This is a genomic window from Paenarthrobacter sp. NPDC091669 (assembly GCF_044756725.1).
GTDB classification, from domain to species: domain Bacteria; phylum Actinomycetota; class Actinomycetes; order Actinomycetales; family Micrococcaceae; genus Arthrobacter; species Arthrobacter bambusae_C.
Window position 1 is genome coordinate 177,012 of record NZ_JBIVTK010000010.1, and the last position, 25,381, is coordinate 202,392.

The window sequence follows — 25,381 nt, forward strand, 5'->3', positions numbered from 1 at the left end:
TGGTGTCTGTCCCCAAGTCGCTTCAGAGGCTAAAGACAGTCCGATGCCATGCCTTGGCTTTCGCACCAGTGAGATCGAACATCACATGTTTGATAACGGTGTATTCGTCAAAGGAGTAGGTCGACATGTCTTTGCCGAAGCCCGATTCCTTCATCCCGCCATGGGGCATTTCGCTGATGATCGGGATGTGATCATTGACCCATACGCAACCGGAGCGGATTTCACGGGTGGCGCGAAGGGCTCGGTAGACGTCCTTGGTCCAGGCCGAGGCCGCAAGGCCAAAGGGAGTATCGTTGGCCAACGCGATACCCTCATCGTCGGTATCAAACGGCGTCACAGCCAGGACCGGACCGAACACTTCTTCCCGGAAAATTTCACTGTCAGCCGTCGCGTCAGCCACCAGGGTTGGCCGGTAGTATGACCCGTCGGCCAGGTCGCCTTCCGGGATGCCGCCGCCGAGAACTCGGGCATAGCCACGTGCCCGGTCCACCATGCCGGCAACCTTGTCCCGGTGGTCCATGGAGATCAGGGGACCCATGTCCGTGGCCGGATCCGCGGTAGGCCCGAGCCGGACCTTGGAGTACAGGTCCGCAACACCATCAACGAACTCCTTGTAGAGGGAACGGTGCACGATTGCGCGTGTAGCTGCGGTGCAGTCCTGGCCACTGTTGATCAGACTCCCAGCAACTGCACCATTGATTGCCGCTTCGAGGTCGGCGTCATCAAACACGACGAACGGCGCCTTCCCACCAAGCTCCAAGTGGACGCGCTTTGCTGTGGTGGCCGCCGCTTCCAGAACGGTCCGGCCCACGCCGGTTGAGCCGGTGAACGAGAGCATGTCGACGTCCGGGTGTCGCAGCAATTCAGCTCCAACGACTGAACCGCGCCCGTTAATGACGTTGATGACGCCGGCCGGGATGCCCGCTTCCGTGGCTACCTCGGCAAACAAAAGGCTTGTCAGCGGTGTGATCTCCGCGGGCTTCAGCACAACGGTATTGCCCGCGGCAATGGCAGGCAGGATCTTCCAGGCGGCCATCTGCAACGGATAGTTCCATGGTGAGATCGAGCCGATCACGCCAATGGCCTCCCGCCGAATGGAGGACGTGTGATCCGTCGAGTACTCACCGGTAGCCTTGCCCTCGAGATTGCGGGCGGCGCCGGCGAAGAAGGCGATGTTGTCGATGGTACCGGGTACGTCGAACTCCCGGGTCAGACGAATCGGCTTTCCTGCCTGACGACTTTCCAGCTGGGCAAATTCTTCGGCACGCTCTGACATGAGCGCGGCGAACTGGATCAAGACGGCGGACCGTTCACCCGGTGTTGCCCGGGACCAGGCCGGAAACGCGTCCCGGGCGGCCTGAACTGCGAGCTTTACGTCGTCACTGCCAGCCAGGGTAATAGTGTCAACTGTGGTGCCGTTGGATGGATCGATAACGTCCTTCGTCTGTCCTGACGTTCCAGGGCGTCGGGTGCCGTTGATGAATTGGCTCACAATTCCTGCTTTCATATGGTGCGGGGCGCCGATGCGTTTTTGCTGCATGTGGGGGAAGTGGATAGATGGTCGGCCCTCTGAGGGGCGTGTAGGGATCTGGCGTTGGTGACGTTACGCACTTTTGGAGGTGTGGGTTGTGGCGATGTGATATTGCACGGCGAGGTCGTCTGCCGCAGCCCACGCCTGGAACCAGTCGGCCTTTTCAAACAGCCGCCGGGTCCCTGCGGGTGGGCAAATCCATAAGATAGTGCCGTCGGGTGTGACAGCATCGACGATCCCCGAGCACACCGTGCCACCTTGGCGGCGAACGTCGATGTCCATGCCAACGAGTGCTGTCCAGTCTTCAACTTGCACAAAGTTCATAGCTGGGACTTTCTGGCTAAGTGTTCTGTGATCGGGGAAAACCTTGTCAACTAACGAGATCCCCCATCTGAGAATTGAGGCACTTGCCCCGGCAGGAAGCTGTCCTGCCGGGAGCAAGAATTCCTAAAGAGCTGCCAGGTGCTTGCTGAGGATGGTGCGTCGTTCCTCGTCCATATCCTGGCCAGGTGCACGCTGCGGACCAGCCGAGTACCCGATAAGTTCGAGTGCACCCTTGATGCCGGCGTTGTATCCACCGCTCACAAAGCTGTCCATGATGGGGAACAGCTTGGACCACAGGAAATGCGCCTCTTCCAACCGGCCAGCCTGAACCGCGTCGTACACAGCAACCAGTTCCTTCGGCACAACGTTTGCAGCGCCAATGACCGAACCGGCTGCCCCCTCAAACAAGGCTGCGAGGAAAAGCGTGTCCCAGCCGACGAATACAGAGATATTGTTACCGAACTCATGGATGAGCTCAGCTGCAGCGGTGAAATCACCGCTGGTGTCCTTGACGTATTTAACGTTTGGAACTTCCTTGACCAATTCCCCCAGGATTTTCGGCGTCAGGTTTACACCCGTGGCAGCGGGGAGATTGTAGGCCATGACGGGAATACTCACCGAGCCGGCAATATCCCGGTAGTAGGACTTCACCTCGGCGATGGAAAACGGCTCGTAGTAGGGAGCCACCACCATGATGGCGTCCGCCCCGGATGCCTCTGCATGCTTGGACAGTTCAATGGCTTCTCGGGTGCTGGTCGCACCAGTCTGGGCGATCACCGGTACGCGGTTATCGGTTTCGTCGAGAACGATCTCAAGAACCTGCTTCCGCTCTCCCTGGGTGAGGGCCGCGAACTCTCCGGTCGAACCACACGGCACCAAGCCGTGTATGCCGCCGTCAATGGTACGTGAAACAAGCGACCTCAGGCCTTGCTCGTCCAGGGCTTCGTTTGTGTCAAAGGGCGTGGCAACAGCCGAATAGACGCCTTTTAGGGTTTGTGACATTTTTTCCTCCGGTTCTTGGCACTCGCATGGCTCACCGCCCGAGTGGGTGCAGACCAGACCGTTTGTGCAGCATGCGCAGTACCTGCTTCGCACGCTACAAACTGTCTATGCCAGCAATGGTAATTCAAACTGTCCAAAAACGGTAGTGGAAAATTCGTCATCCTGGTGGGTTAGTTCAGCGAGGGCTGCATGAACTCGGGGATGCGGGGGTGGGGCGTACGCTGCAGTACGTCCGCGACGATAGCTTCGAAGTGCTGCAGGTGGTGAACCATCTCCGCTTCTATTTCGTTCGGGTCGCCTCGCTTGAGCGCCACTAGCGTCCGCTCGTGCAGTTCGATTGCGGCCGCATAGTCCTCGGGTGTCCGCATCATCATGTCCCGGATAGGCGAGAGCTCCCGTGCCAGGTTTTTCATCATCCGCTCCAGGGACGGGTTGTCAGCAGCCCGCCACATAATGCGGTGGAAGAGGATTTCTGCCTGTTCGGCCTTGTTGAGGTCATCGCGCTGTTGCCGCAGCAGGTCAATGGAGTTCTGCATGGACTGGAAGTGGGCATCGGTGGCGCGCAGGGCTGCCAATTGAGCGACCCTGGGCTCGACAGCTTTGCGGGCTTCCAGGACCCGGAAGATTGCTTCAGCCTGAGGTTCGTCGGCCTGGTCCGGAGCGCGTTCTTCGAGCCATGGCGGGATCCAGATCGAGACAATCTCGGAGTTGCCGCCGCGACCATGTCCGGTGCGGAGAATTCCCGCTTTCGCCAGGCGGGCCAGCGCGCTGCTCACCGTGGGCCTCGATACATCCATCTGCGCCGCCAGCGTCCGCTCCCCTGGCAGGACGTCCCCCTCCCGAAGCTCACCCGACCTGATCCGATCGAGAATCTGGTTCATCACATCGGCGCTGACGCGCCGGCTGCGCACCGGACTGAACTCAGCGACCATGATGTCACCTCCCTTATCTCTCCCGAAATGGTATGCCTAAGATGCTTTATTGGCCATACGTATTGGCATAAACGGTTAATTCTTGGCAGCATCCTCCGGCCCTTACTCATCAACGCCCCACACCGCCGTGAAAGTACAATGGCCAATCCATCTATCCTTTTCAGGCAATGTTTGATTACAATACTTGCAACCCCCGTCAGAGAGGGTGACGAAGATGCCGGTACTTTCTCGGCATCTGACCAACCTGACAGATCGCAAAAAGAAGGAAGCATCGTGAATTCTCTATCGACCATGGATACCTCGGAGGCGGTGGATGTGCTGGTCATCGGCGGCGGACCTTCCGGCGCGGTGGTTGCCGGTCAGATGGCCGCCGCAGGCTTCTCTGTTACCTGCCTGGAGCAAGGCCGCTGGCACAACAACAGTGAGTTCCCCGGCGACAAGCAGGAGTGGGAGCTTTTGTCGCAGCAGAAGTGGCATCACGAGCCGAATGTCCGCATGACGACCGACGACTATCCCACTAACATTGCCGAAAGTGATGTACACCCGGTCATGATGGCAGGTGTCGGTGGAAGCTCGCTCCTTTACGGCGGACACTGGATGCGCCTTTTACCCTCAGACTTCCGCATGAAGAGCCTGGACGGGGTGGCAGATGACTGGCCGCTGACATATCACGATCTGGCCCCCTACTATGACCGGCTGGACAAGGCCGTCGGCACCGCGGGCGTCGAAGGTGATCCAATGTATCCGGAAGGAATGGAGGTCCCCATGCCTCCTCATCCAATCGGCAAAGTCGGACGCCGTGCCGCCGCTGGCATGAACAAGCTCGGGTGGCACTGGTGGCCAGCTCCCAATGCGATAGCGTCACAGCGTCTGGGCGAAATGGCACGATGTGTCCGTTGGGGAACCTGTGAAACCGGCTGCCCTGAAGGAGCCAAAGCCTCCTTTGACATCACCCACTGGCCCGGCGCGATGCGTAGTGGAGCTCGGCTTATAACGGGAGCCCGAGTTCACAAAATCACCGTCGACGCTAAAGGCCTCGCCGACGGTGCTCTCTACTACGACGAAAACGGCAAGGAACAGCGCCAGCGGGCCCGCTTCGTGGTTCTGGCCGCCAATGGCATCGGCACTCCCCGACTGCTGCTGCTCTCAGCCCACGCTGGAGCATCTGACGGGCTTGCCAACTCTTCCGGACTGGTCGGCAAGCGGCTTATGCTTCACCCCAACGCAGAGGTGACCGGAATTTATGACGAGTCGCTGGAAAGCTGGCTTGGCCCAGCCGGGCAGTCCATTCATTCCCTTGAATTCTACGAGACAGACGCCTCTCGAGGGTTCGTCGGCGGCGCTAAATGGCAGGTTATGCCCACGGGTGGACCTCTTCGGGCCCTGTCGCTGTGGGACAGGCACAGCTTCCACGAGCAATGGGGTACGGCTATTCACGACCGCATGAAAGAAACAATGGGCAGAAGCCTGCAGTGGGGTATTAACTCCCAAGACATGCCAGAAGAAAGCAACCAGGTAACCCTGGACGCTACGCTGACGGACTCAAGCGGCATCCCGGCTCCCAAAATCCAGTACCGGATCTCGGAAAACACTAGAAAGCTGCTTAAGTTCAACCTGGACAGAGCCACAGAGGCGCACGAGGCGGCCGGGGCCGTAGCAACTTTCGCCACTGACCTATGGCCGGACCAGCCGGGCCACCTTCTCGGTACGGCCAAAATGGGTTTCGACGCAGCGACGTCTGTCGTCAATGAATGGGGCATCTCGCACGATGTACCAAACCTGGCAATTGTGGACGGCAGCACGATGCCCACCTCGGGGGCCGTCAATCCCACCGCAACGATCACGGCGATGGCGCTTCGTACCGCCGACTACCTCATCAAGAACGCTCGCCTGCAGGAGACAGCCCAATGAGCACACCGAACCCTCTGCCTCTTACAGATTCTGAACTGGACACCCTTTGGGCAGTTGCGGACGTCCTGGTACCGGCTACAGAGTCAATGCCCTCCCTAAGGCAGGCAGACCCCGATTCGTATTGGCTCGCTAGAGCACTGGAGGCCCGTTCGGACATCATCGACAGCATCAAAAGTTATCTGCAACAACTGCATGGGGCAGCCGACCTGAGAACGGAACTGATCCGTTGGCATTCTGAGTCCCGTGAGGACTTCGACAACGTGGGTGCGATCGTGGCCGGCACCTACTACATGGTTCCGTGGGTGCGAGAACTGATTGGCTACCCCGGACAGGAGCGCCGGCCAGCTCCGGTCGAACTGGCGGCTGACGAGCTTTCCGATGACATCTTCGAAGGTGCCATGGCTTACGAAGGCACCTACCGCGAAGCGTAAAAAGCTATTCCACCTACATCGCATATGAAAGTTGAAAATATGAACCAGCAACTTGTTGACCACAAGGAAAGAAGCCTCGTTCTGGAGTACGCCAAGAAAGTCAGCGGCAACTTCATCGGAGGTCAGTGGGTTCCCTCGCAGAGCGGGTCCACTATTGAAATCCTTGATCCTTCCACAGGCCGAACGCTGGGTGAAGTTCCCAGCTCGACCGCGGACGAAGTAGCAGCAGCTGTGGAGAACGCCGCCGCGGCCCAGCCCTCATGGGCTGCCAAGACCCCATCGCAGAGGTCCAAGGCCCTCCTGGACCTGGCCCGCCTTGCTGAGGAAAACTTCGAGCTCTTCTCAGTCCTTGAAGCCGTCGACGCCGGCAAGCCGATTTCTGCAGTTCGGGACGATGAGATGCACGGCACCCTGGATGCCATGCGCTTTTTCGCAGGCGCCTGCCGCACACTGCCGGCACCTGCCAGTGGCGACTACCTGGAAGGCGTCTCTTCTGTCATGAGGAGGGAACCTCTTGGAGTGATTGCCGCCATCACTCCGTGGAACTACCCCCTGCTCCAGGCTGTCGCAAAGGTCTATGCAGCCCTCGCCACCGGAAACAGCGTGGTGCTCAAGCCTGCAGAGACCACGCCCTACTCAACGGTTCTGCTGGCAGAACTTGCCGCCCAGGTCCTTCCGGCCGGGGTTTTCAATGTGGTGTTCGGCTCCGGTGCAGTCGCCGGGGACGCGCTGGCCAAGCATCCCAAGATTGCAGCCGTGTCCTTCACCGGCTCCATTGAAACCGGCCGGAAGGTCGGTATCGCCGCCGCTGATGGGGTCAAGAAGAGCATCCTGGAGCTGGGTGGCAACTCCCCCGTCATCGTCTTCGACGACGCTGATCTGGACGCAGCCCTTGACGCCATCGCCGCCGGCGGTGTCTACAACACGGGCCAGGAATGCATGTCGGCAAGCCGGCTCATTGTTCATAGCAGCATTGTGGAGCGGGCGGTGGAAGGACTGAAAGCGCGCTTGTCGCAGTACCAGGTCGGGGACGTCCTTGACCCGGCAACGGCAATCGGGCCGATGAACTCTGCCGAGCAGCGCTCCCGCGTTGAAGCGAAGATAGCCGCCCTGGGCCCTGACGCCAAGGTCGTCCTGGGCGGAACCAGCCCCGAAGGTGAGGGGTTCTTCTTCCCCCCAACGATCATTACCGGGGCAGGCCAGCATGACGAAATCGTCCAGGAAGAGATCTTCGGCCCCGTTTTTACAGTTCAGCCATTCGACGCCGAATCAGAAGCAATCACGATGGCAAACAGCACTCGGTACGGGCTGGCGGCATCAGTTTTCACCTCCAACATCGGACGCGCAACGCGTGTGCAGAACGCCCTGAACTTCGGCACGGTATGGATCAACAACCACCTGGTGTTTGCCGCGGACCTGCCTGTCAGCGGCTTTGGCCAGTCCGGCATCGGAACAGAGAACGCTGAACTCGGCCTTTTGGAATACACCCGGCTGAAGCACATCATGATCGACCAGCGCTAACGCGGCCACTCGTGACCACTGAGGACCCAATGGCCTCTTACGAAAGGAATTACCTGTGCGATTTTCACGCACCCTGACAGTTGTTGACTGTCACGCGGAGGGCGAGAGCGGCAAGGTCGTCACCGGAGGCGTCGGCGACGTTCCCGGCGAAACAATGTTCGACAAGCGCGTCTACCTCGAAAACAACCTGGACCAGTTGCGAAAGCTTCTCCTGTTTGAACCCCGGGGCGCAGTGTGGCACAACGCCAACATCGTTTTGCCCTCCAACAACCCAGAAGCAGCGCTCGGATACGTGATTCTCGAATCCACTGAGTATCCTGCAATGTCGGGATCGAACACCATGTGCGTGGCCACTGTTCTGCTCGAGACCGGGATGCTGCCCATGGTGGAACCGATTACTGAGATCGTGCTCGAGTCACCGGCAGGGCTGATCAAGGTCGAGTGTGAATGCAAGGATGGCAAAGTCGTCCGGACTCGCCTGACCAACCAGCCGGCCTTCGTCTATCACCTGCAAGCGCCCCTTGAGGTGCCGGGCCTGGGCACCCTCACCGTTGACGTCGCCTACGGCGGAATGACCTACGTAATTGTGGACGCGGAAGAAGCAGGCGTGCACCTGGAATCCAAAGACGCACGCCTCATGTGTGAGCTCGGCCAGAAGATCAAGAAGGCAGGTGCAGAACAGCTCGAGGTAAAGCACCCCATTAACCCTCTAATTCCAGGGATCACACAGACACTCTTCGCCGGCCCCCTGACGCCGGAAACTGACCCGGACGGCAGCGAGATCATCCGGTCCCGAAACGCCGTAATCGTCTCCCCGGGACGGGTGGACCGGTCACCGTGCGGAACCGGAACGTCGGCCAGACTTGCAGTACTCAGCGCTAAGGGGCAGATCAAGCAGGGGCAGACGTTCCGCAATGAGTCCATCCTGGATACCACCTTCGATGCCCGGATCGAGGACAACGTCAAGGTGGGCCCGTACGACGCGGTTATCCCCAGCATCTCGGGCCGATCCTGGATCACGTCAATCAATACCCTGGGACTGGATCCGAGCGATCCTTTCCCTAACGGATTCACAATGGGAGACACTTGGATGGCTGACTCCTGAGCCGGGTCAGGGTCGCATAGCCCACTTGCAACGGGACAGGGCGGGGCCTTCGTAAATCAGAATTTGCGAAGGCCCCGCCCTAAGGGTTTAACGGGTGCGTACCCAACTTCCAGGCCGTCGGCAGAAGGATCGTCCAGCGCCCGAGCGAACCCCGAGCTCCCTGGCAGCTTCGCAGCAATCAACTTCCGTTAGGCCGCCGACTGATCCCGGCAGCAACGGTATGGGGAGTTCCCGGCAGAGGTTTCACTGCTGCGTCCTGCGGATCACCACAGTCTCTCTGCAGCTTTGCATGTACTTTGAACAGGTGCTGCTTGTTTACGGCATCCGCAAAATCGCTGTTCAGTCATGCCGGATACGGAACCCAAGCGGGGCGGGGGTAACAGACATACCTTAACAACAGCGTCCAACCTTGTTCTTAGCGGTGCCGGGGACGGACGAAAAATGGGCCAATGTGACGGCGGCGGGATGTGGTCGCTTTCCCATCATGGCTGACAGCCGGATTGCCGTTACCAAACGGCCAGGGCAATTGGGCGTCGCGAGGACTCTGTCTCCAATTCCAAAGAGGAGCCACCGTCCCGTGGGGTGCGGTTTGTTCTTGGAGGCCAGAATGACTGATGACTGCTTAAATGGTCTCGGTCCCCTTCACCGGAAGGGGACCGAGGGTGTTACATTCGGCGCAAGCAGCTGCCTACCGGGAAATTTTTCCCATTATAGAAGCTATCGGCCGAAGCAGCAGCGGTCGGGAAGCGAACCACGCTGCCACCATGATCAGCAGAGATACCGCAAACACGATGAGCCCAGCCCATCCATCATCGTCGGTTCCTGCATACATGTGGTTCAGATTCCTCAGGGCGCCGGTAGCGAGGACAAGAAAAACATGGACTACGACAAAGATGACGAAATAAATCATGACCGGGAGATGGACAGCCCGAGCGATTTCGATGGGGTAGAGCCTGTTTAGTTTCGTGGCGTTGGCGGGCCATGCGGGCGACATCCTCAGACCACTGATTAGTGCCAGCGGTGCCGCTATAAACACCGTTACAAAGTAGGCCAGAACTTGCAGGGAGTTGTAGTTAACCCATCCGTCTTCCGTCGGCCAGTTGAATGAGGCGTACTGCAACAACGCGGATAAAGCGTTGGGAAAGACATCCCAGCTTGTTGGAACGATACGAGCCCACCGACCGGTCACGGCGAGAAGGACCACAAAGATCACACCATTTAGAACCCACAGGGCATCCAGCGTGAGATGGAACCAAAGTTCCAGGCTGATCTTTTTGGGCGGATTTTTTGTCCTGATGAGTCCTTTGTTGTTGCGCGTCCAGTGTCCTGACGGCCGGGCCATCGTCCTGACCTGCCACCCGGACCGGATAATCAGCAGTAGGAAGAACGCGTTAAGGAAATGCTGCCAGGACAACCATGCAGGCATGCCCGTGGGTGTTGTCGGCGGCAGTTCCGTGTGGCCGGGGTAGGTCCTCATGAAGTCAGCTACAGGACCGAGGCCTGTCAGCCACTTGGCTACGAAGACGACAGCAAGCAGCGCGAGAAGAACTGCAGGCACGCCCCAGTACAGCTTGGACCGCGGGTTGTTCAAGAGCTTCGCAGCAGTCTTAATTGGTGACATTTGCTGGTCGCGCCTTTCTGTTTTCCGTAAGTGGGTTAGGCGTCAGACCGACCGGGATTCCAGCGCACTTATCAGTTTGGGCACCACAACATCGACATCGCCGACGATGCCAAAGTCTGCAACATCGAAAATGGGGGCATCTTCGTCCTTGTTGATGGCAACGATGGTCTTGGCAGTCTCCATCCCGGCCCGGTGTTGGATAGCGCCCGAAATGCCTAAGGCGACATAGAGCTTGGGCGAGACCCATACGCCCGTCTGCCCGACCTGATAGGCGTGCGGCACGTAGCCTGCATCCACTGCTGCCCGCGAGGCACCCACAGCCGCACCAAGGGCATCCGCAAGTTGCTCCACGAGAACGAAGTTTCCCTTGGACCCGAGACCGCGCCCGCCTGATACGACCTTGTCAGCAGTTCGAAGCTCAGGACGTTCAGAAGCGGAGGCAGGGGAATAGGACTCCACTACTGCAGCCGTCCGCGCATCAACGGTCGCCTCAAGTGTTCCAGCCGTGGCAGTCGACGGTCCAGCGGCCTTGGCTTCTACGGCCCCCTGTCGGAGGGTGATGACGGGCATCCCGTTTTCAACGACTGCATCCACAGAGTACTTTCCGCCATATACCGAGTGTGTCGCCAAAATCTGGCCGTCTATCAGCCTGACATCAACCACATCAGCAAGAACACCTGCCCGCACCCGTACCGCGAGTCGTCCCGCTATTTCGCGTCCGTCAGGGGAATTGGAAATCAGCACCGCATCTGGGTTCAGCTCCCTGACTGCCGCAGTCAACGCTTCGACGGATAATGCCCCCTGCAGATCCCCCGCCCCATCATGATTCGCGAACAATACCGTTTCAGCTCCGAGACTGCCCAAGTACTCGATTACGTCCTGGCTGGTTGGGTCCAGGCCACAGACGAGTGCAATGGGCGAACCAAGCTTAGCGGCCGCGGCTAAAAGACCTCCGACAGAACCGCTGACGGTACCAGAACGGGTAACTTCGGCAAGGACTAGTACGTTTGACATCTAATTTCTCCTTTAGGCCAAGCGGTTGGTGACCAGGTACTCTGCAAGTTCCGCTGCTGCCGTACCGTCGTCAATGATCTTCCTACCGGCCCTGCGTGCGGGACGGGTCTGGGTTGAGAGAACGACAGTGCGGGAACCGCCCTGCTCGTTTAGGGGCAGATCCTCGAGGCTGAGCACGTTGACCGCCTTACGCTTTGCGCCGAGAATGCCTTTGAAACTGGGGAATCGCGCTTCAGCCGAGCGTTCTGTCACAGTGATGACGGCGGGAAGGCTGGATCGAAGCTGCAGAACGCCGTCCTCGCCCTGGCGTTGACCTCGGACGTCGCCCTCGGTGATCTCGGCTGAAATCAGGCAGCCAAGCAGCGGAAGGCCCAGATGTTCGGCGACCATTGCCGGTACAACGCCGGAGCGGCCATCGGTTGACTCATTGCCAGCCAAAACAAGATCGAAGTCAACCGTCCTAAGAGCTGCCGCGAGAACAGAAGCAGTGCGTGCTGCATCAGCGCCCTCCAAGTGCTGATCCAATACGTGGACCGCAGAATCGGCGCCCATGGACAGGCCCCGGCGCAGTGCCTCCAAGGCATTTTTGGGACCCATGGACATGAGGACCACGCTGGTACCTTTGTTTGAGTCCTTGTACTGCAGGGCAACTTCCAAAGCCCGCTCATTAATCTCGTCGAAAACTGCCTCACTCGCCTCTCGATCGAGGCGGCCGGTGTTGAGGTCGAGTTGACGTTCTTCTGCCGTATCCGCTACCTGCTTGATCAGTACAACAATTTTCATTCTGCAACTCCTTAGAATTGGTGGCTGAGTCAGTGCTGGTCACCTGACATCCAAGCCAGCGTGCAACGGCTGTGCGCGACGCAATGCCGCCACCGCGGATTTCGGTCCAGACTGGCCCCCGGGGACGGCTAGGACCAGGTGGATTTTTTACCCCGAGACCCTTTTGGAGGGTCAATATACCGATAATGGTAATGTACTTTTGCCGTTAAGGATAGTGGATTTTCAGTTCGAGGGTTCGCCCGACGGCGGGCGGTACCGGGAAGAGGCAGGCGCGGCCCTTCTTGATTCCGGCTAACGCCGACTGTTACGCGACAGGGTGTCAAGCGTCACAAAGATCCATTGCCATTAACGGTAAAACAGATTAGCCTTTAGTTCAGAGCTGGCAGGCGGGACGCCTAGCCGGGCTGAAAGTGACGGAACGTATTCGTCAAGGACCAATCGAGGTTTGGGTCCAGTCAGGGATAAGCCCCTGGACCAGACCGCCCAGCATGCGGAGGCTCCCATGTCTAGCCCAACAAACAGCGCCGATGCGGCGCAACAGTCAAGCGTAAGAGTGTCGTCCGACGACGACCACCTCAGGGCGCTAGGATACGAGCCGAAGCTCGACCGGAAGATGGGCTTCTGGAGCAACTTTGCTCTCGGATTCATCTATCTTTCCCCAATGGTGGGTGTCGTATCCATCTTCGGTCTCGGCCTCACATCGGCCGGCCCTGCATCCATTTTCTGGATCCTGATCGTTGGCGTGGGCCAACTGTTGGTTGCACTGGTCTTTGGAGAGGTTGTCTCGCAGTTCCCCTTGGCCGGAGGCCTGTACCAGTGGGCCCGTCGTCTATGGAGCGGCTCGTACGCCTGGCTCATGTCCTGGATCTACACAGCAGGCATCACTATCGGCATTACAACGACAGCGCTGTTCAGTGCCGACTTCGTGGCAAGTCTCTTCCTGGGCACCCCGGAAGAGCCCTCAGTATCGGCGTCACCTTTGCAAAAGTCCCTGATTGCAATAGTGGTCTTGGTAATTTGCCTTCTGTTCAACCTGACCGGCACGCGTACGCTGGCACGTATCTCCAAGATCGGCCTTTTCGCAGAACTCGCAGGTGTCATCCTCCTCGGCCTCTACCTGCTGATCTTCCAACGGAAGCACGACCTGCCCATCCTGTTCGACACCATGGGTACCGTGTCCGAAAACGGCATGGTCGCAGCGTTCCTAGGCGCGTCTCTCGTAGGCCTGTACATGCTTTACGGCTTCGAGTCCTGCGGCGAAATCGCGGAAGAAACGCCCAACCCCGCGCGTATGATCCCCCGCACCATGGCACTTACGGTCATTGTGGGCGGCGGCTCTGCCTTCCTCGCCTTTGCCGGCTATGTGCTGGCAGCTCCCAACCTGCAAAGCATTGTCAGCGGGGAGACGACCAACCCCATTCCCACCATCCTTCAGGACACACTGGGAACCTTCGGTTCCAAGGTGTTCATCATTGTTGCACTGACCTCGTTCATGGCGGGGGTTATGGGGCAGCAGACAGCAGTCAGCAGGCTGGTGTATTCCTTCGCCCGCGACGACATGTTCCCGGGGGCTCGCCATCTTGCGAAGGTTAAGAGGAGCAGCCACGTTCCGGTGAACGCCCTTCTGGCCGTAAACGTAGTACCAGTCCTTCTTATCGTATTTGTGCTCTTCTTTCCCGACTCGCTGTTCCGCATCGCAGCCTTCCAAGTCATCGCTGTCTACTTCTCATTCCAAATGGTGGTTTTCGCTGCTTTACGTGCCCGCTCAAAGGGATGGAAGCCGGCAGGGCCTTGGAATCTCGGAAGATGGGGAGCTTTGGTGAACGTGGCGGCGCTTGTGTACGGAGTTGCGGCCATCATTGTCCTGGCAATGCCGTCCGGCGACGAAAGCCTTGCTCCCACCGACAGGTGGATCGCCCTCATCGGCTTCCTGACAGTCGTAGCCGTAGGCACCATCTACATGCTGGTCGCCAAGCCGCACCGCAAGTCCACGGCGCCTGAGGGTGACGCGATCGAGGTTGCAAGGCTCCTAAGCCAATCGAAGTAAGACTCCTATCCTGAAGGCAGCGGCTCCGGAACTCCGGGCCGCTGCTCAAATTGAGCCGAAGTCCGGGTCGGCGGTTGCCTGAGCTATTGCGGCTGCAGCAGCGGACCATTCCCCGGGACACAACCAAGGCCTTTTCGCTGTAGGTACGCAGACAATTTGCATAAAAGTTAGGAAGATCCGTATGAAAGTTTTGGTCGTTGGTGCGAGTGGACGTTTGGGAACGGCAGCCGCGAACGCATTGGCGGAACGGCATGAAGTCATCCGCGCCTCGCGTTCGGGAGATGTCGAAGTCGACCTGATTGATACAGCGTCGATTCAAAATATGTTCGAGAAGGTCGGCAAAGTGGATGCGGTTGTGGCGTGCACGGGCTCGGTCCCATTTAAGCCGATGGCAGATCTTTCCGAAGAAGACTTCAAGAGGGGCATCCAAGACAAAGTCCTCGGCCAGGTCAACCTAGTGCGCCTGGGCGTTCCCTACTTGAACGACGCGGGTTCCCTGACGCTCACGACTGGGGTTCTGGCGCGAGAGCCAATCAATACAGGTATCGTCGCTTCCCTGGCCAACGGCGCCCTCGAGTCGTTCGTCATGGCCGTAGCTGCAGAACTCCCACGCGGACTGCGCATCAACGCCGTGAGTCCTTCCGTCTTGGAGGAAGCCACCAATTATCACGACTACTTCCCCGGGTTTTCACGCATTCCAGCCGAAATCGTGGGACAGGCGTACGTGAAATCCGTTGACGGCATCCAAACCGGTCGTATATTTTCGCTCGGCTAGCTAGACCGCGCCAGCACTGATCCTGGCAGCATTGCTACCCCCACTACAGCTGGAGCACAATCATTACCGACCAGCCTGCGGAGTGGTCAAGCCGGGAAACCTTGGCTTACAAGCCGTCCCTCGTCCAATTGGGGCACACCCCAACCTGACGTCAGGCTGACGGCCCAGAGTGTCAGAATAGGATCCTTCCTAACCTTCTTGACAGCATGTTGCGCGGCACCTTGATTCAAACCTGACACTGATTTGGGAGTGTGTACCATGGCTGGTCAGCGGATCGGGTACGTGAGAGTCAGCAGCTTGGATCAAAACGAGCAACGCCAGCTTGATGGGCAAGCCCTCGACAGAACCTTCACGGATAAGGCTTCGGGCAGGGACACCAACCGCCCAGAACTGGCCGAGTTGCTGCGCTTCGCCCGCGAGGGAGACACCGTCGTGGTGCACAGTATGGACCGGCTGGCACGGAATCTGGATGACCTCCGATTCGTCGTCAAAGCTCTCACGGGCAAGGGCGTGCAGGTGGAGTTCGTCAAGGAGCACTTGCTCTTCACCGGTGAGGACTCCCCCATGGCCAACCTCATGCTCTCCGTCATGGGGGCCTTCGCTGAGTTCGAACGCTCACTCATCAGGGAACGCCAAAGGGAAGGCATTGCCCTCGCCAAACAACGCGGAGCCTACCGTGGCCGCAGAAAGGCACTTACCCAAGACCAAGCCAACGAATTGGCAAGAAGGGCGGCTAGCGGAACACCTAAGTCAATCCTCGCGAAGGACTACGGGATCAGCCGGGAAACGGTGTATCAATACCTGCGGCATGCCGTACCTTCTGACCCTGCTGCTCCACCTTCAGTTAGGCCAATAGGCAACACGACATATGGTCCGTTATCGGCGTCCAAGTGGGACGAGTAGAAGTGGATGCGAAAACTCCCGTCGGCTGAAGATTTTGGCGTTTCCGCAGGTCGGAAGCAGTTTTGCATACCTTCATGATCAAGCGCGCGTCATCTGAAAGCTATAGGTTTCCTGCATCTAATGCATGTTTCCATGGTTTAGGGATTGCAGTAATTGGTGCCGTTCCGGGCTTCGTCCCGCGGATGCTGGTGGACCCGGACGTTGGGCTGTTCAGGGCCGACGAGCGTGTTTTCACGGCCATGCTGGATGGCTGTCGGGCGCAGATGCTGGCCCGTGGGCTCACGACGCAGACCATCAAGCAACGCTGCCAGCTGCTGGAACGGTTCCAGCAATTCACAGGTGAATTTCCGTGGCAATGGCGTCCGGCAGACGTCGATGATTTCCTGGCCGGACTGCGTTCCGGTGAGAAGCCGATCAGCCTGAAGACGCTGCGCTCTTACAGCAACGCCGTGGCGATGTTCTGCTCCTACCTGACGTATCCTGGTTACGGCTGGGGTGAGTTCTGCGAACGTACTTTCGGCGATATTCCAAGCCAGATCTGCTTGAATTGAACACGCCCAGGCACACGACCGACGACGCCGTCCCGGCAGCGCGGCGGGCGTTCACCAAGGCGGAACTGCAACGGATTTTCGACCATATCGACGATCTCGTCGACCGTGAATATGCTGCGGGAACCAAGCGGTGGCTGCCCCTGTTCCGCGACTCTGTGGCGTTCAAGGTCTGCTATGCCTACGGGCTTCGCCGGCGGGAGATGACGATGCTGGATCTGGAGGACTTCGGCCCCAATCCTCACGTCACCGACTATGGCCGCTTCGGTGCCATCCAGGTGCGGTTCGCCAAAGGCACTGCAGGTTCAGGGGCCCAGGCGGCGCACCGTTTTGACCGTGCCGGAGTTCGACTGGGTCGTGGATCAGCTGAGGACGTGGACATCCGGAGGGATGCGGGCGAATTTCGCAACGGCGGACCGGTCATCGGCGATGTGGCCCAGCGAGCGGGGCGCCCGCATGTCGCTTGGTTCCTTCGGGGATTCCTTCGCAGCTGCACGGGACGCCGTTGGATTGCCCAAGGAACTGGGACTGCACTGCCTCAGGCATTCCTATGTCACCCATTTGATCGAAGCCGGCTACGACCCGGCATTCGTGCAGACACAGGTCGGCCACTCGTACGCCTCGACCACCGGCCTCTACACATCGGTATCGTCGGACTTCAAGCAGAAGACCGTGCAGCAGTTGATCGCACGCCGCATCACGACCCTGGAGGACCCCGATGCCTGAACAGCGCCGAATCGGCTACCGCTGGAACTTGCGTGCCCTCATGGCCAAGCGCAACCTCTGGAAGACCACCGAATTGATGCCGCTTCTGAGATCCCGCGGAATCAACCTCTCCGAGAGCCAGGTCTACCGGCTGGTCACGGCCACACCCGAACGCATCCCGGCCAGAACATTCGCAGCGCTCTGCGACATCCTGGACTGCACCCCGAACGACCTCTTCGAACCATTCGTTGAGATGCGCGCCGCGGCGACGGCAAACGCTCCGCAGCGCAGCGAAGACCTCGGAATCCAACCAGGTAACACGATCGCCAAGCGCATCCGCCTCGTCACACCTGAGGACGGTGAGTAGGCCACGCAAAGCAGAGGACCCGATCCGCTTGCCGGTCCCCTGCAACCGCTGCGGCCAGCACCACCAAACCGTCGCACGGTGGCCCGACGGCGGAGTCTGCGGCTACTGCTACCAGCAAGCCAAACGCACCCGTGGCATCTGCGCCTTCGGACACGAAGGCGTCCTGCCCGGAATTATTGATGAGCAGCCGACATGCCGCCGGTGCTCCGGCATTCGGCTCAACGTCGATTGCGTGAGCTGCGGAGCCGAAGACGAACTTGACAGCGGCGGGCGCTGCTGGACCTGCGCCCTCGGCAATGTCGTAGACGACCTGCTCACCGACCCGGCCACGGGAGCCATCGCCAAGGATCTGATCCCGCTGGGGGCGACGCTGAAGTCTATGAAACGGGCCAACAGCGGCATGACCTGGATACGCCAAAAGCACGTCACCGCGTTCCTTCGCAACCTCGCAGTCGCACCAAAGATCACCCACGAAATTTTCGACCAATTACCCGACTCACGCACCCGCGAATACGTCCGCGGACTTCTCACAGAACACGGGGTGCTCCCCCAACGCGACGAACTCCGGATGCGCTACAACAACTGGGCCGCATAAGCCCTCGAACGCGTCAGCGACCCTCAAAAACCTTGACGTGGTCCGCTGCTACATCCGCTGGCATCACCAGCGACGCATGAATCTCATGGACGAAGTTACGCGCGGCACCTTCCTTCGCGTCAAACAGGAAGTCACCGTGGCCATCGACCTCCTCAACTGGCTCACCGGCCATGACATCAAACTGCCCGAGCTACAGCAATCCCACCTCGACGTATGGCAAGCCGAGGGGCCCACAACCCGGCGCATTGCCGAGCGATTCCTTAAATGGGCCATCAAAACCAAAGCCGCCCCAGCCGGTCTCACCATCGTTCCGCATCGCCGCCGCGGCACCAGCCCAAGACTCACCAAGCCCGGACAGGACGAAGCACTCAAACGAGTCATCCTCGAAGACGAACTAGAGACACGCGACCGGGCCGCCGCGATCCTCATCCTCGTTTTCGGACAACAGGCCGAAAACATCGCACGGCTAACCTGGAACGACGTGACCATCACCGACGAACTGGTCACCATCCAGCTCGGAACAATTAAGATCGCGCTGCCGGATCCACTGGCCCAACCATGGCGCGAACTCGCCGCAAACCCAGGCCACGACCTGACCGCCTCGCACCCCAACACCAGGTGGGTGTTCCGCGGAGCCTCTCTTGGACGACACATCCACCCCGGACACCTCACTACACGCCTCAGCAAGCTATTCAGCACCCGCGCCGCGAGGCTCGGAACCCTCCACGAACTCACCAAACTCGCACCCGTGGCCATCATCGCCGAAACCCTCGGCTACTCCCCCGCAACCATCGAACGCCACGCCGCAGACTCAGCCGCTGCTTATGCCCAATACATTGCCGCACGCAAATAGCGGGCAAATTACCTACCTACGCTCCTCGTGAGCGGATCGCCAGACGGCTTCGAAAGTCGATGCTTCGAGGCTCTGCTTTGAACTCAGACTGTTCGGCGATCTCGTCCAAAGATGGAACGGCAACTTCCGAGAGCCAGGTGGTCGCGGTAGTCGTTGACTCGTCCGCGAAAGTGGAGGTGCCGTCCCGAAACTGTTCGACTTTGCGTATCTCAAAGCCGTTGGCGTCTATCGCGCTATAGATGACCAGCGGCTCTTCATCGAAGTTGTGGTGCCATTCCACTCGTTGGTGCCGTTCCATAGCAACACCATAGGACCCTAACCCCCAAGTGAACGTCACGTGCGACGAAAACGGCTTACTCCCGCCTCACAAATAACCGTGCATGCCAGTTAGGTAGGACGAGTAGAAGTAGATATCACCCCAGTCCGGGGCGACGACTCCTTAGATCGGGACTGCCCCCGGTTTTGTTGACTCCTTGACCTAGCGAGCCTGTGCTCGTGGAAGGATGTTGACCATGCCCACGGCTTATGGGGCGGAGTTCCGCCAGGATGTTTTTGATGTGGCCCGCAAGGGCGAAGCGCCTCTGGCGCAGATTGCAAAAGATTTCGGGCTGTCAGTCACAACGCCTAAGCGGTGGATTGCCATTGCCGAACGTAAAGAATCCGGAGCCGGACCTGCCGGCGGTGATTCGGCCGAGATGCGGGAGCTAAAGAAGCGCAACCGTCTGCTGGAGCTAAAGAAGCGCAACCGTCTGCTGGAGCAGGAGAACGGGATTCTGCGCCGGGCGGCTGCCTATCTGGCCAGGGACATCAACCCAAAATGACTCTTCTATGGGTTCTGTCAAGCCATGATGGTTTGCAGTTGGCGGAAGATGGAGCGGCAGACGTAGCGTTTGAGGTTCCGGCGGATCTCGCGGTTTGATTTCCCTGTTGCCCGGCTGCGGGTCACGTAGTCCTTGGTTTGGGTGTCGAAGCTCATGCGGGTGCGGACGATGACGTCGAAGGCCCGGTCGAGTTGGCGGTCTCCGGAGCGGTTGAGCCGATGTCTGGTGGTGTTGCCGGAGGATGCAGGGCGTGGTGCAACACCTCGGAGGGCGGCGAAGGCTGCTTCTGAACGGATGTGGCCGTGGTGGGAGTAGGCGCAGATGATGATCGCTCCTGTTACGGGCCCGACTCCGGGGGTGGTTTGCAATCCCGGGTCCAGTTCTTCGGTAAGTTGGGCCAAGGCTTTGTGATTTTCGGCGAGCCGGCCGGTGAGGTCTTTGACTGCCAGTGCGAGTCGTTTGGCCTCGGCGTGCGCGATCTGGACCATGGGGTCGACGACGTATGAGCTGCGCCAGGCCGCGATGGCGGTGATCTGCGCGTCCCGCAGGGATGACCGGGCGTCGATCCCGAGGGTGGTTCCGCGGAGCAGAACGGTGAGGGCGTTGCGGTTCGCGGTGCGTTGGTGATCCAGCAGGGACCGGTTGGCAAGCAGAATCCTGATCGTGGCCCGGGTGCCTGCTCCACGCGGTTCTGTCACCTGATCGCGGGGTCGCCCCAGGACTGAACGGGCTGCGGCTTCGGCATCGATCGGATCCGATTTGCCGGTCAGTGCCCGTGATGAGCGGGTAGGAGGCCTGACCTCGCCGACTTCGATGTCAGCGGCAAGCAGGGCCTGCGTGAGCCGGGCACCGTAGGAGGATGTGCCCTCAACAGCAGCGAAGACCCTCACCCCCGCCTGTACGCCGCCGGATCCAGTTGACCGCACGGTCCGTTCCCGCGGAGGTAGCCGGGAACGCGGCGGTGTCGACCACTGCCCCGGTGGTCGCGTGAGCGGCTGTGAAAGTGTGGGTGCGGGCATGGGTGTCGACCCCGACGACGAACTTGAATTCCTCGGCAATGATCGCCATGGTGCGTTCTCCTTTTCTAGTGAACCGGACAGGTGACAGGAGCCGGCCTGGGTCGCTTGGAGACGCATCTGTAACGACTCACACCCAAGTGGTGGACAGTCTTCTGATCAGGTCATCCGCGCGGGCAGGCCTGTGCCCGGAGAATGGTGCGGACGAGTCATTTTCAAGACACCGCAGAGCGGGTCGGATATCCCCTGAGTCACACGCCGTCCTCCGGGACCAGCCTGCCAGCCAACCTCGGGCCGGCACAGGACCATTACAGATCTACCCGCTAGTCACGGACCTTGCCGCCCACGGTGTTCCAGTGGCGGTAACCTGCAGGGTGTTGAAAAACAGCCAAGCAAGGCTACTACCGCTGGAGAACCAACCCGGTAACCGAACGGGACTGGTTGGATGCGCACTTGGTCAACGCCGCCTTGGACATTCACGCCGACGACCCAGCATTCGGGTACCGGTTTATCGCCGACGAACTTCCTGGGAAGGGCATCACGGCGGGCGAGAACAGGGTCCAGCGCCTATGCAGGGACCACGGAATCTGGTCGGTGTTCTCGAGGAAACGCGGCCTGAACCGCAGACCCGGGCCACCGGTTCATGACGGTCTGGTCGAGCGGGACTTAACCGCCGCGGCCCCCAACGTGCTGTGGCTGACAGACATCACCGAACATCCCACGGCCGAGGGCAAGCTCTACCTCTGCGCGGTGAAGGATGTCTGTTCCGGGCGGATCGTCGGGTATTCGACGGACTCGCGGATGAAGTCCTCGCTTGCCGTGGCGGCACTGGAGAACGCGGTGCTGGCACGCAACCCTGCAGGGACCGTGGTGCATTCGGATCGAGACACAGTTTGCACCGGTATTTTCGGATGTAATTGACTCGCACACTGATGGATGGGATTGGACGCTGGTGCCGGGTGCCCACGGTTCTTGACTCTCACTCCGATCGACGTTGTTGTCTTTCCCCGGATTTGTCAGTCCTCAGGGAGTGCCCGGGTGAGGCGCTACGCCTCACCGGTGGGGTGACTTAAGGAGAGCCTGCACCTAGGTGCTCATCACTGTCTTGTCCGCCGGTCGGTCGATGCGCGGGGCCGTGCCCTGCGCACGCCGAATAGACCGGAGGAAAACGACATGACCAGAGCGCACTCACCCAGCGACGCGGACAAAGCTCCGACGCCCGTCTTCGCTGGCGTCGAAACGCACAATGAACTCCGCGTCGCCGCCGACATCGACGCCGGCGAGACAGTGCTGGTCACCATGAGCTTCCCAACCACACGCACCGGCTACCGGGCGATGCTTGCCTGGATCGGCGAGTTCGGTGACCTGGCTCGGGTCGGCGTCGAGGGCACCGGATCCTACGGCGCCGGCCTGGCCCGGCACCTCGCCAAAGCCGGCGTCATGATCCTGGAGGTCGAACGGTCCGACCGTCGCCCCAAAGGCAAGGACGACGATCTCGGCGCGATTGATGCAGCCCGCGCCCTGCACGGCCGACGCACGAGCATCCCGAAAAGCAAGGACGGAGCCGTCGAAGCCCTGCGCATACTCCGCGTTACCCTTGCCCACGCGGTCCGGGAGTACCGCGGCGCCCTACAGCTTCTTCGTATGTCGATCGTCTCCTCACCGGAGGAACTTCGCGACCAGGTCCCGCCACCTGACCCGGATGCAGCTGATCCGCACCCTCGCCGCATGGCGGCCCGACGTCTCAAACGCCACCGATGACGTCACCGCTTACCGAGTCTCGATGAAGTTCCTGGCCAGCCATTACTTGGAACTCACTGACGAAATAGCCGACCTGGACGAACTCATCAACCCCATCGTTCAGGCCCTCGCCCCCAACTCCTCGACCGTGTTGGGATCGGCATCGAAGTCGCCGGACAGCTCCTCGTGACAGTTGGCGACAACCCCAACCGGATGAAGTCCGAAGCCGCGTTCGCCATGCTCTGCGGCGTTTCACCCCTGCCAGCGTCATCCGGAATGACACAACGGCACCGACTCAGCCGCTGCGGCGACCGTCAAGCCAACCGTGCACTGTATGTCGCGCTCATCAGCCGGATCAGGCTCGAGCCGAGAACGCAGGCCTACGTCAAGAAAAAGACCGCCGAAGGACACCCCAAAATGGAGATCATCCGTTGCCTGAAGCGATACCTCGCCCGCGAGGACTACTTCATCCTCAACCCCGGCAGCCAGCACCTCATCCCCAACACCAGCGCCAAGACTCACGCCCATCGCATATGGAACTATCAACCGGACCGCGCTCACTGCGGCCTAAGACCCCGAGTCAACAAAAGCCGGGGCAGTCCCAAACGGAGCCGCAGTGAAACCGCACTGCTACTAGAGTGCGGTTTCACTGAAGCATCGGCTGCGTCAGGAGCTGCACTATCGCTCGCCGCAGCACCGTCGGGGCGCTGTTAGACGTAGTGGTTTGCCGGATATTTAAGGGCACTGACGTTCTATGACGTATACGGCTCAATCCGTCAAGAACAGAAAGCTGAAACGCGTCGTCTCCGCCCCTGGCTCCCACTCTATGCCTTGCTCTATTCCCCGACCGTAGCTACCGCAGCCTCTCTTCGGCCTTCTGTAACATCTCGACCAGGATTGGCAAAGAACAGGCGTGTCATTGTCGCTACGATCACACCTGCAACGAGGATAGGAATTGCCGCGCTAAGGAGGATTGTGCTCGCGGGCACCCCCGAAGCGAGTAGCAGGCCGCCAATTGCTGGGCCAACGATCGAGCCCAAGCGCCCTAGAGCTGCCGACAGTCCCACACCCGTTGTGCGCGCGGCTGGCGTGTACATCCGAATGGCAAGGGCAGATTGACCCCCTGTGCCGGTGCTCTGAGCGGCACCGGAGAGCCCGATCAGTACAAGTAGTCCCACGAATCCGAGGGGAACGAGCGCCAAAATCAGGACGGTTACGAATGCGATGCCTTGTCCAATCGTGATCAGCTTGGGCGCGCTGAAGCGTGCGGACAACAGGGCGAGTGACAGGCCTCCGATAAGCCCTCCGAACCCCAAGGCTGCAGTCCCGAGTGGAACTTGCTCGGGCGAGAAGCCGTATTCAAGCAAGAATGTGGGCAACCATGACTGCAGTATGTAGAGGGTGATGAAGGCAAAGAAGGCAAAGGCCCAGAGCATAGATGTGCGGGCGCGCAGACCTTTGGCGAATAGTGACAGAACGCCGGCGTTCTTGGTGACCGCCAGCCCTGGCGCGCCGGTCGGTGCCACATTCGGCAACTTCCACACCATGAACGGAACGAGCACCATGGCCGCGACTCCCGGAACCCAGAATGCGGCTTCCCAGCCGAAGAGTCGAATGATTGCCCCACCTACGAGCCCACTGAGGGTAATTCCAACTGCCAGCCCCATGGCAACGAAGAGAGCCGCCGCGTCCCGCCGACGTGGTGAAACCAGATCCACCGCAAGCGAAACCGCTGCGGGAAGGACCGCTCCAAGCCCTAGACCTGTAACGAAACGGAACGCCGAAAGCCCCGGGACAGCACCTGCAAGAGGCGTCAAGACAACTGAAACGGAGTAAAACGCAACAGATAACCAAACCACCTTATGGCGACCGAAACGAGCCGACAGTCGACCGGAGGCCACATACCCGATAACCACACCGAGATTGGTCAGGAGCAACGGCACCGTCAAGTCTGACGGCCTTACGCCCCATTCTGAGCTCAAGGTTGGAATGATGAAGCCGAGAGCTGCGGTGTCAAATCCGTCGGCCACGATTGCAAGGAACAATAGCAGTAAGGGCACCGCCGCCCCCGTTTTCTCAAGAGCTTTTTCTTTGGCATTTTCCATTTTGGTCTTTCCTTGCTTCGAAGAGTCTTTTGGGTCCATGTGAAAGTCGCATAGGGACTGCTGTGACCTGGCTGGGCCAAGAGAGGACTATCCGAATTCCCGACTGGGAGTGAGTTAGGTCACAGGGAGTCCACTAAGTATGCAAAACTTTTCTGACTGGCGTCAATACTTCGTTACAAGTGAACCCTCGCTCCGCCCGCTCGCTGGCGGAGCAGTAGCGAGCAAACGGTTGGCAGTCTGCCCACCCCGTGGTTGGCTTCGACTGTGAATACGGCAGCGCCCCGGGGCTATGGCGGCATGGGCCTCAACTTGAACCCGCCCGAATTTGCTGTAGTGCTCTCCATGGACGAGGAGTCCCAGGTCCAGGCGCGCGCCCGGTCCCAGCCGGCCTTCCCAATGAAGCCTGGGCGTGCCGGATAAGGGCACCCACGACTACGTCCGGTCACTCCTAAAGGCCGATGGACGCGGGAAATAGTTTGCTGCGGCTGAACCTGTGCTATTTGGGCGTACCAAAACGGGACCTTCAGGTCCCGCCATGGTGGTAGTCAGAAGATGGACACAAGGCCGCACAGACTTGCTCGCATAAGGGTCACTGCGGCGCCGATGGATCGAATTGGCGCACCCGGCCGGTCCGTTTAACTGAACTTAAGATCGGCGTCACTTCCAGGCTGCGGATGTCATTTAGGGCTCCTACGGTTTGTGTGAGAAAGGCGTATAGGTCGTTGAGATTC

At 59.6% G+C, this 25,381-nt stretch carries 21 protein-coding genes and 5 pseudogenes; 16 read left to right on the forward strand and 10 right to left on the reverse strand.

Translation table 11 applies throughout. From position 1 onward, the window contains the following. Window positions 1–22 precede the first annotated feature (22 nt). From ACIQLI_RS17415 to ACIQLI_RS17430, 4 genes are all read right to left on the reverse strand, one after another. A complete protein-coding gene (locus tag ACIQLI_RS17415) occupies window positions 23–1,492 on the reverse strand; it encodes a gamma-aminobutyraldehyde dehydrogenase (RefSeq protein ID WP_400390646.1) in 1,470 nt (489 codons plus the stop codon). Between the two features lie 111 nt (window positions 1,493–1,603). Beyond that, the gene (locus ACIQLI_RS17420; protein WP_400390648.1) at window positions 1,604–1,855 is read right to left on the reverse strand and encodes a hypothetical protein; all 252 of its coding nucleotides are present in this window, start codon (window positions 1,853–1,855) and stop codon (window positions 1,604–1,606) included. Between the two features lie 123 nt (window positions 1,856–1,978). Further along, window positions 1,979–2,857, reverse strand: a complete 879-nt coding sequence (gene dapA / locus ACIQLI_RS17425) for a 4-hydroxy-tetrahydrodipicolinate synthase (protein ID WP_400390650.1) — start codon at window positions 2,855–2,857, stop codon at window positions 1,979–1,981. Window positions 2,858–3,027: 170 nt separating this feature from the next. Continuing rightward, the gene (locus ACIQLI_RS17430) at window positions 3,028–3,789 is read right to left on the reverse strand and encodes a FadR/GntR family transcriptional regulator (protein ID WP_400390652.1); all 762 of its coding nucleotides are present in this window, start codon (window positions 3,787–3,789) and stop codon (window positions 3,028–3,030) included. A gap of 273 nt (window positions 3,790–4,062) precedes the next feature. Between ACIQLI_RS17430 and ACIQLI_RS17435 the strand changes: the two genes are divergently transcribed. Genes ACIQLI_RS17435 through ACIQLI_RS17450 form a run of 4 tightly spaced genes read left to right on the forward strand, consistent with a single transcriptional unit; the run spans window position 4,063 to window position 8,757 of the window. Then, window positions 4,063–5,700, forward strand: a complete 1,638-nt coding sequence (locus tag ACIQLI_RS17435; RefSeq protein WP_400390654.1) for a GMC family oxidoreductase — start codon at window positions 4,063–4,065, stop codon at window positions 5,698–5,700. After that, on the forward strand, window positions 5,697–6,131 hold the full coding sequence (locus tag ACIQLI_RS17440; RefSeq protein WP_400390656.1) for a hypothetical protein: 435 nt from the start codon (window positions 5,697–5,699) through the stop codon (window positions 6,129–6,131). The genes ACIQLI_RS17435 and ACIQLI_RS17440 overlap by 4 nt, the downstream gene beginning before the upstream one ends. A 39-nt stretch (window positions 6,132–6,170) precedes the next feature. Further along, window positions 6,171–7,652 (forward strand): aldehyde dehydrogenase family protein, encoded by a 1,482-nt coding sequence (locus tag ACIQLI_RS17445; protein WP_400390658.1) that lies wholly within the window; start codon window positions 6,171–6,173, stop codon window positions 7,650–7,652. A gap of 55 nt (window positions 7,653–7,707) precedes the next feature. Continuing rightward, entirely contained in the window at window positions 7,708–8,757 is a 1,050-nt protein-coding gene (locus ACIQLI_RS17450) for a proline racemase family protein (protein WP_400390660.1), read from the forward strand. 688 nt (window positions 8,758–9,445) lie between these two features. Here ACIQLI_RS17450 and ACIQLI_RS17455 read toward each other — a convergent pair. The 3 genes from ACIQLI_RS17455 to ACIQLI_RS17465 are packed head-to-tail and all read right to left on the reverse strand — an operon-like array spanning window position 9,446 to window position 12,175. Beyond that, window positions 9,446–10,378 carry a cytochrome b/b6 domain-containing protein gene (locus ACIQLI_RS17455; RefSeq protein ID WP_400390662.1) on the reverse strand — a complete coding sequence of 311 codons (933 nt, stop codon included), beginning with the start codon at window positions 10,376–10,378 and terminating at the stop codon, window positions 9,446–9,448. A gap of 42 nt (window positions 10,379–10,420) precedes the next feature. Further along, window positions 10,421–11,392, reverse strand: coding sequence for an electron transfer flavoprotein subunit alpha/FixB family protein (locus ACIQLI_RS17460; RefSeq protein WP_400390664.1), 972 nt, complete (start codon window positions 11,390–11,392; stop codon window positions 10,421–10,423). A 12-nt stretch (window positions 11,393–11,404) separates the two neighbouring features. Further along, a complete protein-coding gene (locus tag ACIQLI_RS17465) occupies window positions 11,405–12,175 on the reverse strand; it encodes an electron transfer flavoprotein subunit beta/FixA family protein (protein WP_400390665.1) in 771 nt (256 codons plus the stop codon). Between the two features lie 502 nt (window positions 12,176–12,677). Between ACIQLI_RS17465 and ACIQLI_RS17470 the strand changes: the two genes are divergently transcribed. The 8 genes from ACIQLI_RS17470 (at window position 12,678) to ACIQLI_RS17505 (ending at window position 18,968) form a co-directional block, all read left to right on the forward strand. Then, window positions 12,678–14,222: an APC family permease gene (locus ACIQLI_RS17470; protein WP_400390667.1), complete on the forward strand. Its 1,545-nt coding sequence runs from the start codon at window positions 12,678–12,680 to the stop codon at window positions 14,220–14,222. A 181-nt stretch (window positions 14,223–14,403) separates the two neighbouring features. After that, the gene (locus tag ACIQLI_RS17475; protein ID WP_400390669.1) at window positions 14,404–14,997 is read left to right on the forward strand and encodes a short chain dehydrogenase; all 594 of its coding nucleotides are present in this window, start codon (window positions 14,404–14,406) and stop codon (window positions 14,995–14,997) included. Window positions 14,998–15,255: 258 nt separating this feature from the next. Next, a complete protein-coding gene (locus ACIQLI_RS17480) occupies window positions 15,256–15,900 on the forward strand; it encodes a recombinase family protein (protein WP_400390671.1) in 645 nt (214 codons plus the stop codon). Between the two features lie 74 nt (window positions 15,901–15,974). Then, complete coding sequence (locus ACIQLI_RS17485) at window positions 15,975–16,451, forward strand: hypothetical protein (protein ID WP_400390673.1); 477 nt, start codon at window positions 15,975–15,977, stop codon at window positions 16,449–16,451. A gap of 387 nt (window positions 16,452–16,838) precedes the next feature. Next, window positions 16,839–17,174 carry a tyrosine-type recombinase/integrase gene (locus ACIQLI_RS17490; protein WP_400390675.1) on the forward strand — a complete coding sequence of 112 codons (336 nt, stop codon included), beginning with the start codon at window positions 16,839–16,841 and terminating at the stop codon, window positions 17,172–17,174. Next, window positions 17,167–17,520 (forward strand): helix-turn-helix domain-containing protein, encoded by a 354-nt coding sequence (locus ACIQLI_RS17495; protein WP_400390678.1) that lies wholly within the window; start codon window positions 17,167–17,169, stop codon window positions 17,518–17,520. Before ACIQLI_RS17490 ends, ACIQLI_RS17495 begins: the two co-directional genes overlap by 8 nt. After that, complete coding sequence (locus tag ACIQLI_RS17500) at window positions 17,513–18,115, forward strand: hypothetical protein (RefSeq protein WP_400390680.1); 603 nt, start codon at window positions 17,513–17,515, stop codon at window positions 18,113–18,115. The genes ACIQLI_RS17495 and ACIQLI_RS17500 overlap by 8 nt, the downstream gene beginning before the upstream one ends. Window positions 18,116–18,200: 85 nt before the next feature. Continuing rightward, the gene (locus tag ACIQLI_RS17505) at window positions 18,201–18,968 is read left to right on the forward strand and encodes a hypothetical protein (protein WP_400390682.1); all 768 of its coding nucleotides are present in this window, start codon (window positions 18,201–18,203) and stop codon (window positions 18,966–18,968) included. Window positions 18,969–18,984: 16 nt separating this feature from the next. Here the strand turns inward: ACIQLI_RS17505 and ACIQLI_RS17510 are convergent, their stop codons facing one another. Next, window positions 18,985–19,266, reverse strand: a complete 282-nt coding sequence (locus ACIQLI_RS17510) for a DUF6881 domain-containing protein (RefSeq protein WP_400390683.1) — start codon at window positions 19,264–19,266, stop codon at window positions 18,985–18,987. Between the two features lie 214 nt (window positions 19,267–19,480). Here ACIQLI_RS17510 and ACIQLI_RS17515 point away from each other — a divergent pair. After that, window positions 19,481–19,786 (forward strand): annotated as a pseudogene (locus tag ACIQLI_RS17515) (transposase); the annotation flags it as partial. A gap of 20 nt (window positions 19,787–19,806) precedes the next feature. On the opposite strand, the pseudogene ACIQLI_RS17520 reads toward ACIQLI_RS17515, so the two are convergent. Further along, window positions 19,807–20,857, reverse strand: a pseudogene (locus tag ACIQLI_RS17520) (IS110 family transposase). Between the two features lie 253 nt (window positions 20,858–21,110). On the opposite strand from ACIQLI_RS17520, the pseudogene ACIQLI_RS17525 reads away from it, so the two are divergent. After that, window positions 21,111–21,690: pseudogene (locus ACIQLI_RS17525) on the forward strand (DDE-type integrase/transposase/recombinase); the annotation flags it as partial. 288 nt (window positions 21,691–21,978) lie between these two features. Then, window positions 21,979–23,055, forward strand: a pseudogene (locus ACIQLI_RS17530) (IS110 family transposase); the annotation flags it as partial. A gap of 326 nt (window positions 23,056–23,381) precedes the next feature. On the opposite strand, the gene ACIQLI_RS17535 reads toward ACIQLI_RS17530, so the two are convergent. Next, on the reverse strand, window positions 23,382–24,650 hold the full coding sequence (locus ACIQLI_RS17535; protein ID WP_400390685.1) for an MFS transporter: 1,269 nt from the start codon (window positions 24,648–24,650) through the stop codon (window positions 23,382–23,384). Window positions 24,651–24,947: 297 nt separating this feature from the next. Between ACIQLI_RS17535 and ACIQLI_RS17540 the strand changes: the two are divergent. Next, a pseudogene (locus ACIQLI_RS17540) lies at window positions 24,948–25,092 on the forward strand (IS630 family transposase); the annotation flags it as partial. Window positions 25,093–25,381: the final 289 nt, after the last annotated feature.

Bases quoted from the DNA above. Each gene is read 5' to 3' on its own strand.
- ACIQLI_RS17430 (WP_400390652.1), bottom strand. From the start codon at position 3,789: ATGGTCGCTGAGTTCAGTCCGGTGCGCAGCCGGCGCGTCAGCGCCGAT.
- ACIQLI_RS17480 (WP_400390671.1), top strand. From the start codon at position 15,256: ATGGCTGGTCAGCGGATCGGGTACGTGAGAGTCAGCAGCTTGGATCAA.
- ACIQLI_RS17485 (WP_400390673.1), top strand. From the start codon at position 15,975: ATGATCAAGCGCGCGTCATCTGAAAGCTATAGGTTTCCTGCATCTAAT.
- ACIQLI_RS17505 (WP_400390682.1), top strand. From the start codon at position 18,201: ATGGACGAAGTTACGCGCGGCACCTTCCTTCGCGTCAAACAGGAAGTC.
- ACIQLI_RS17445 (WP_400390658.1), top strand. From the start codon at position 6,171: ATGAACCAGCAACTTGTTGACCACAAGGAAAGAAGCCTCGTTCTGGAG.
- ACIQLI_RS17455 (WP_400390662.1), bottom strand. From the start codon at position 10,378: ATGTCACCAATTAAGACTGCTGCGAAGCTCTTGAACAACCCGCGGTCC.
- dapA (WP_400390650.1), bottom strand. From the start codon at position 2,857: ATGTCACAAACCCTAAAAGGCGTCTATTCGGCTGTTGCCACGCCCTTT.
- ACIQLI_RS17465 (WP_400390665.1), bottom strand. From the start codon at position 12,175: ATGAAAATTGTTGTACTGATCAAGCAGGTAGCGGATACGGCAGAAGAA.
- ACIQLI_RS17470 (WP_400390667.1), top strand. From the start codon at position 12,678: ATGTCTAGCCCAACAAACAGCGCCGATGCGGCGCAACAGTCAAGCGTA.
- ACIQLI_RS17440 (WP_400390656.1), top strand. From the start codon at position 5,697: ATGAGCACACCGAACCCTCTGCCTCTTACAGATTCTGAACTGGACACC.
- ACIQLI_RS17420 (WP_400390648.1), bottom strand. From the start codon at position 1,855: ATGAACTTTGTGCAAGTTGAAGACTGGACAGCACTCGTTGGCATGGAC.
- ACIQLI_RS17460 (WP_400390664.1), bottom strand. From the start codon at position 11,392: ATGTCAAACGTACTAGTCCTTGCCGAAGTTACCCGTTCTGGTACCGTC.
- ACIQLI_RS17535 (WP_400390685.1), bottom strand. From the start codon at position 24,650: ATGGAAAATGCCAAAGAAAAAGCTCTTGAGAAAACGGGGGCGGCGGTG.
- ACIQLI_RS17510 (WP_400390683.1), bottom strand. From the start codon at position 19,266: ATGGAACGGCACCAACGAGTGGAATGGCACCACAACTTCGATGAAGAG.
- ACIQLI_RS17495 (WP_400390678.1), top strand. From the start codon at position 17,167: ATGCCTGAACAGCGCCGAATCGGCTACCGCTGGAACTTGCGTGCCCTC.
- ACIQLI_RS17475 (WP_400390669.1), top strand. From the start codon at position 14,404: ATGAAAGTTTTGGTCGTTGGTGCGAGTGGACGTTTGGGAACGGCAGCC.
- ACIQLI_RS17490 (WP_400390675.1), top strand. From the start codon at position 16,839: ATGCGGGCGAATTTCGCAACGGCGGACCGGTCATCGGCGATGTGGCCC.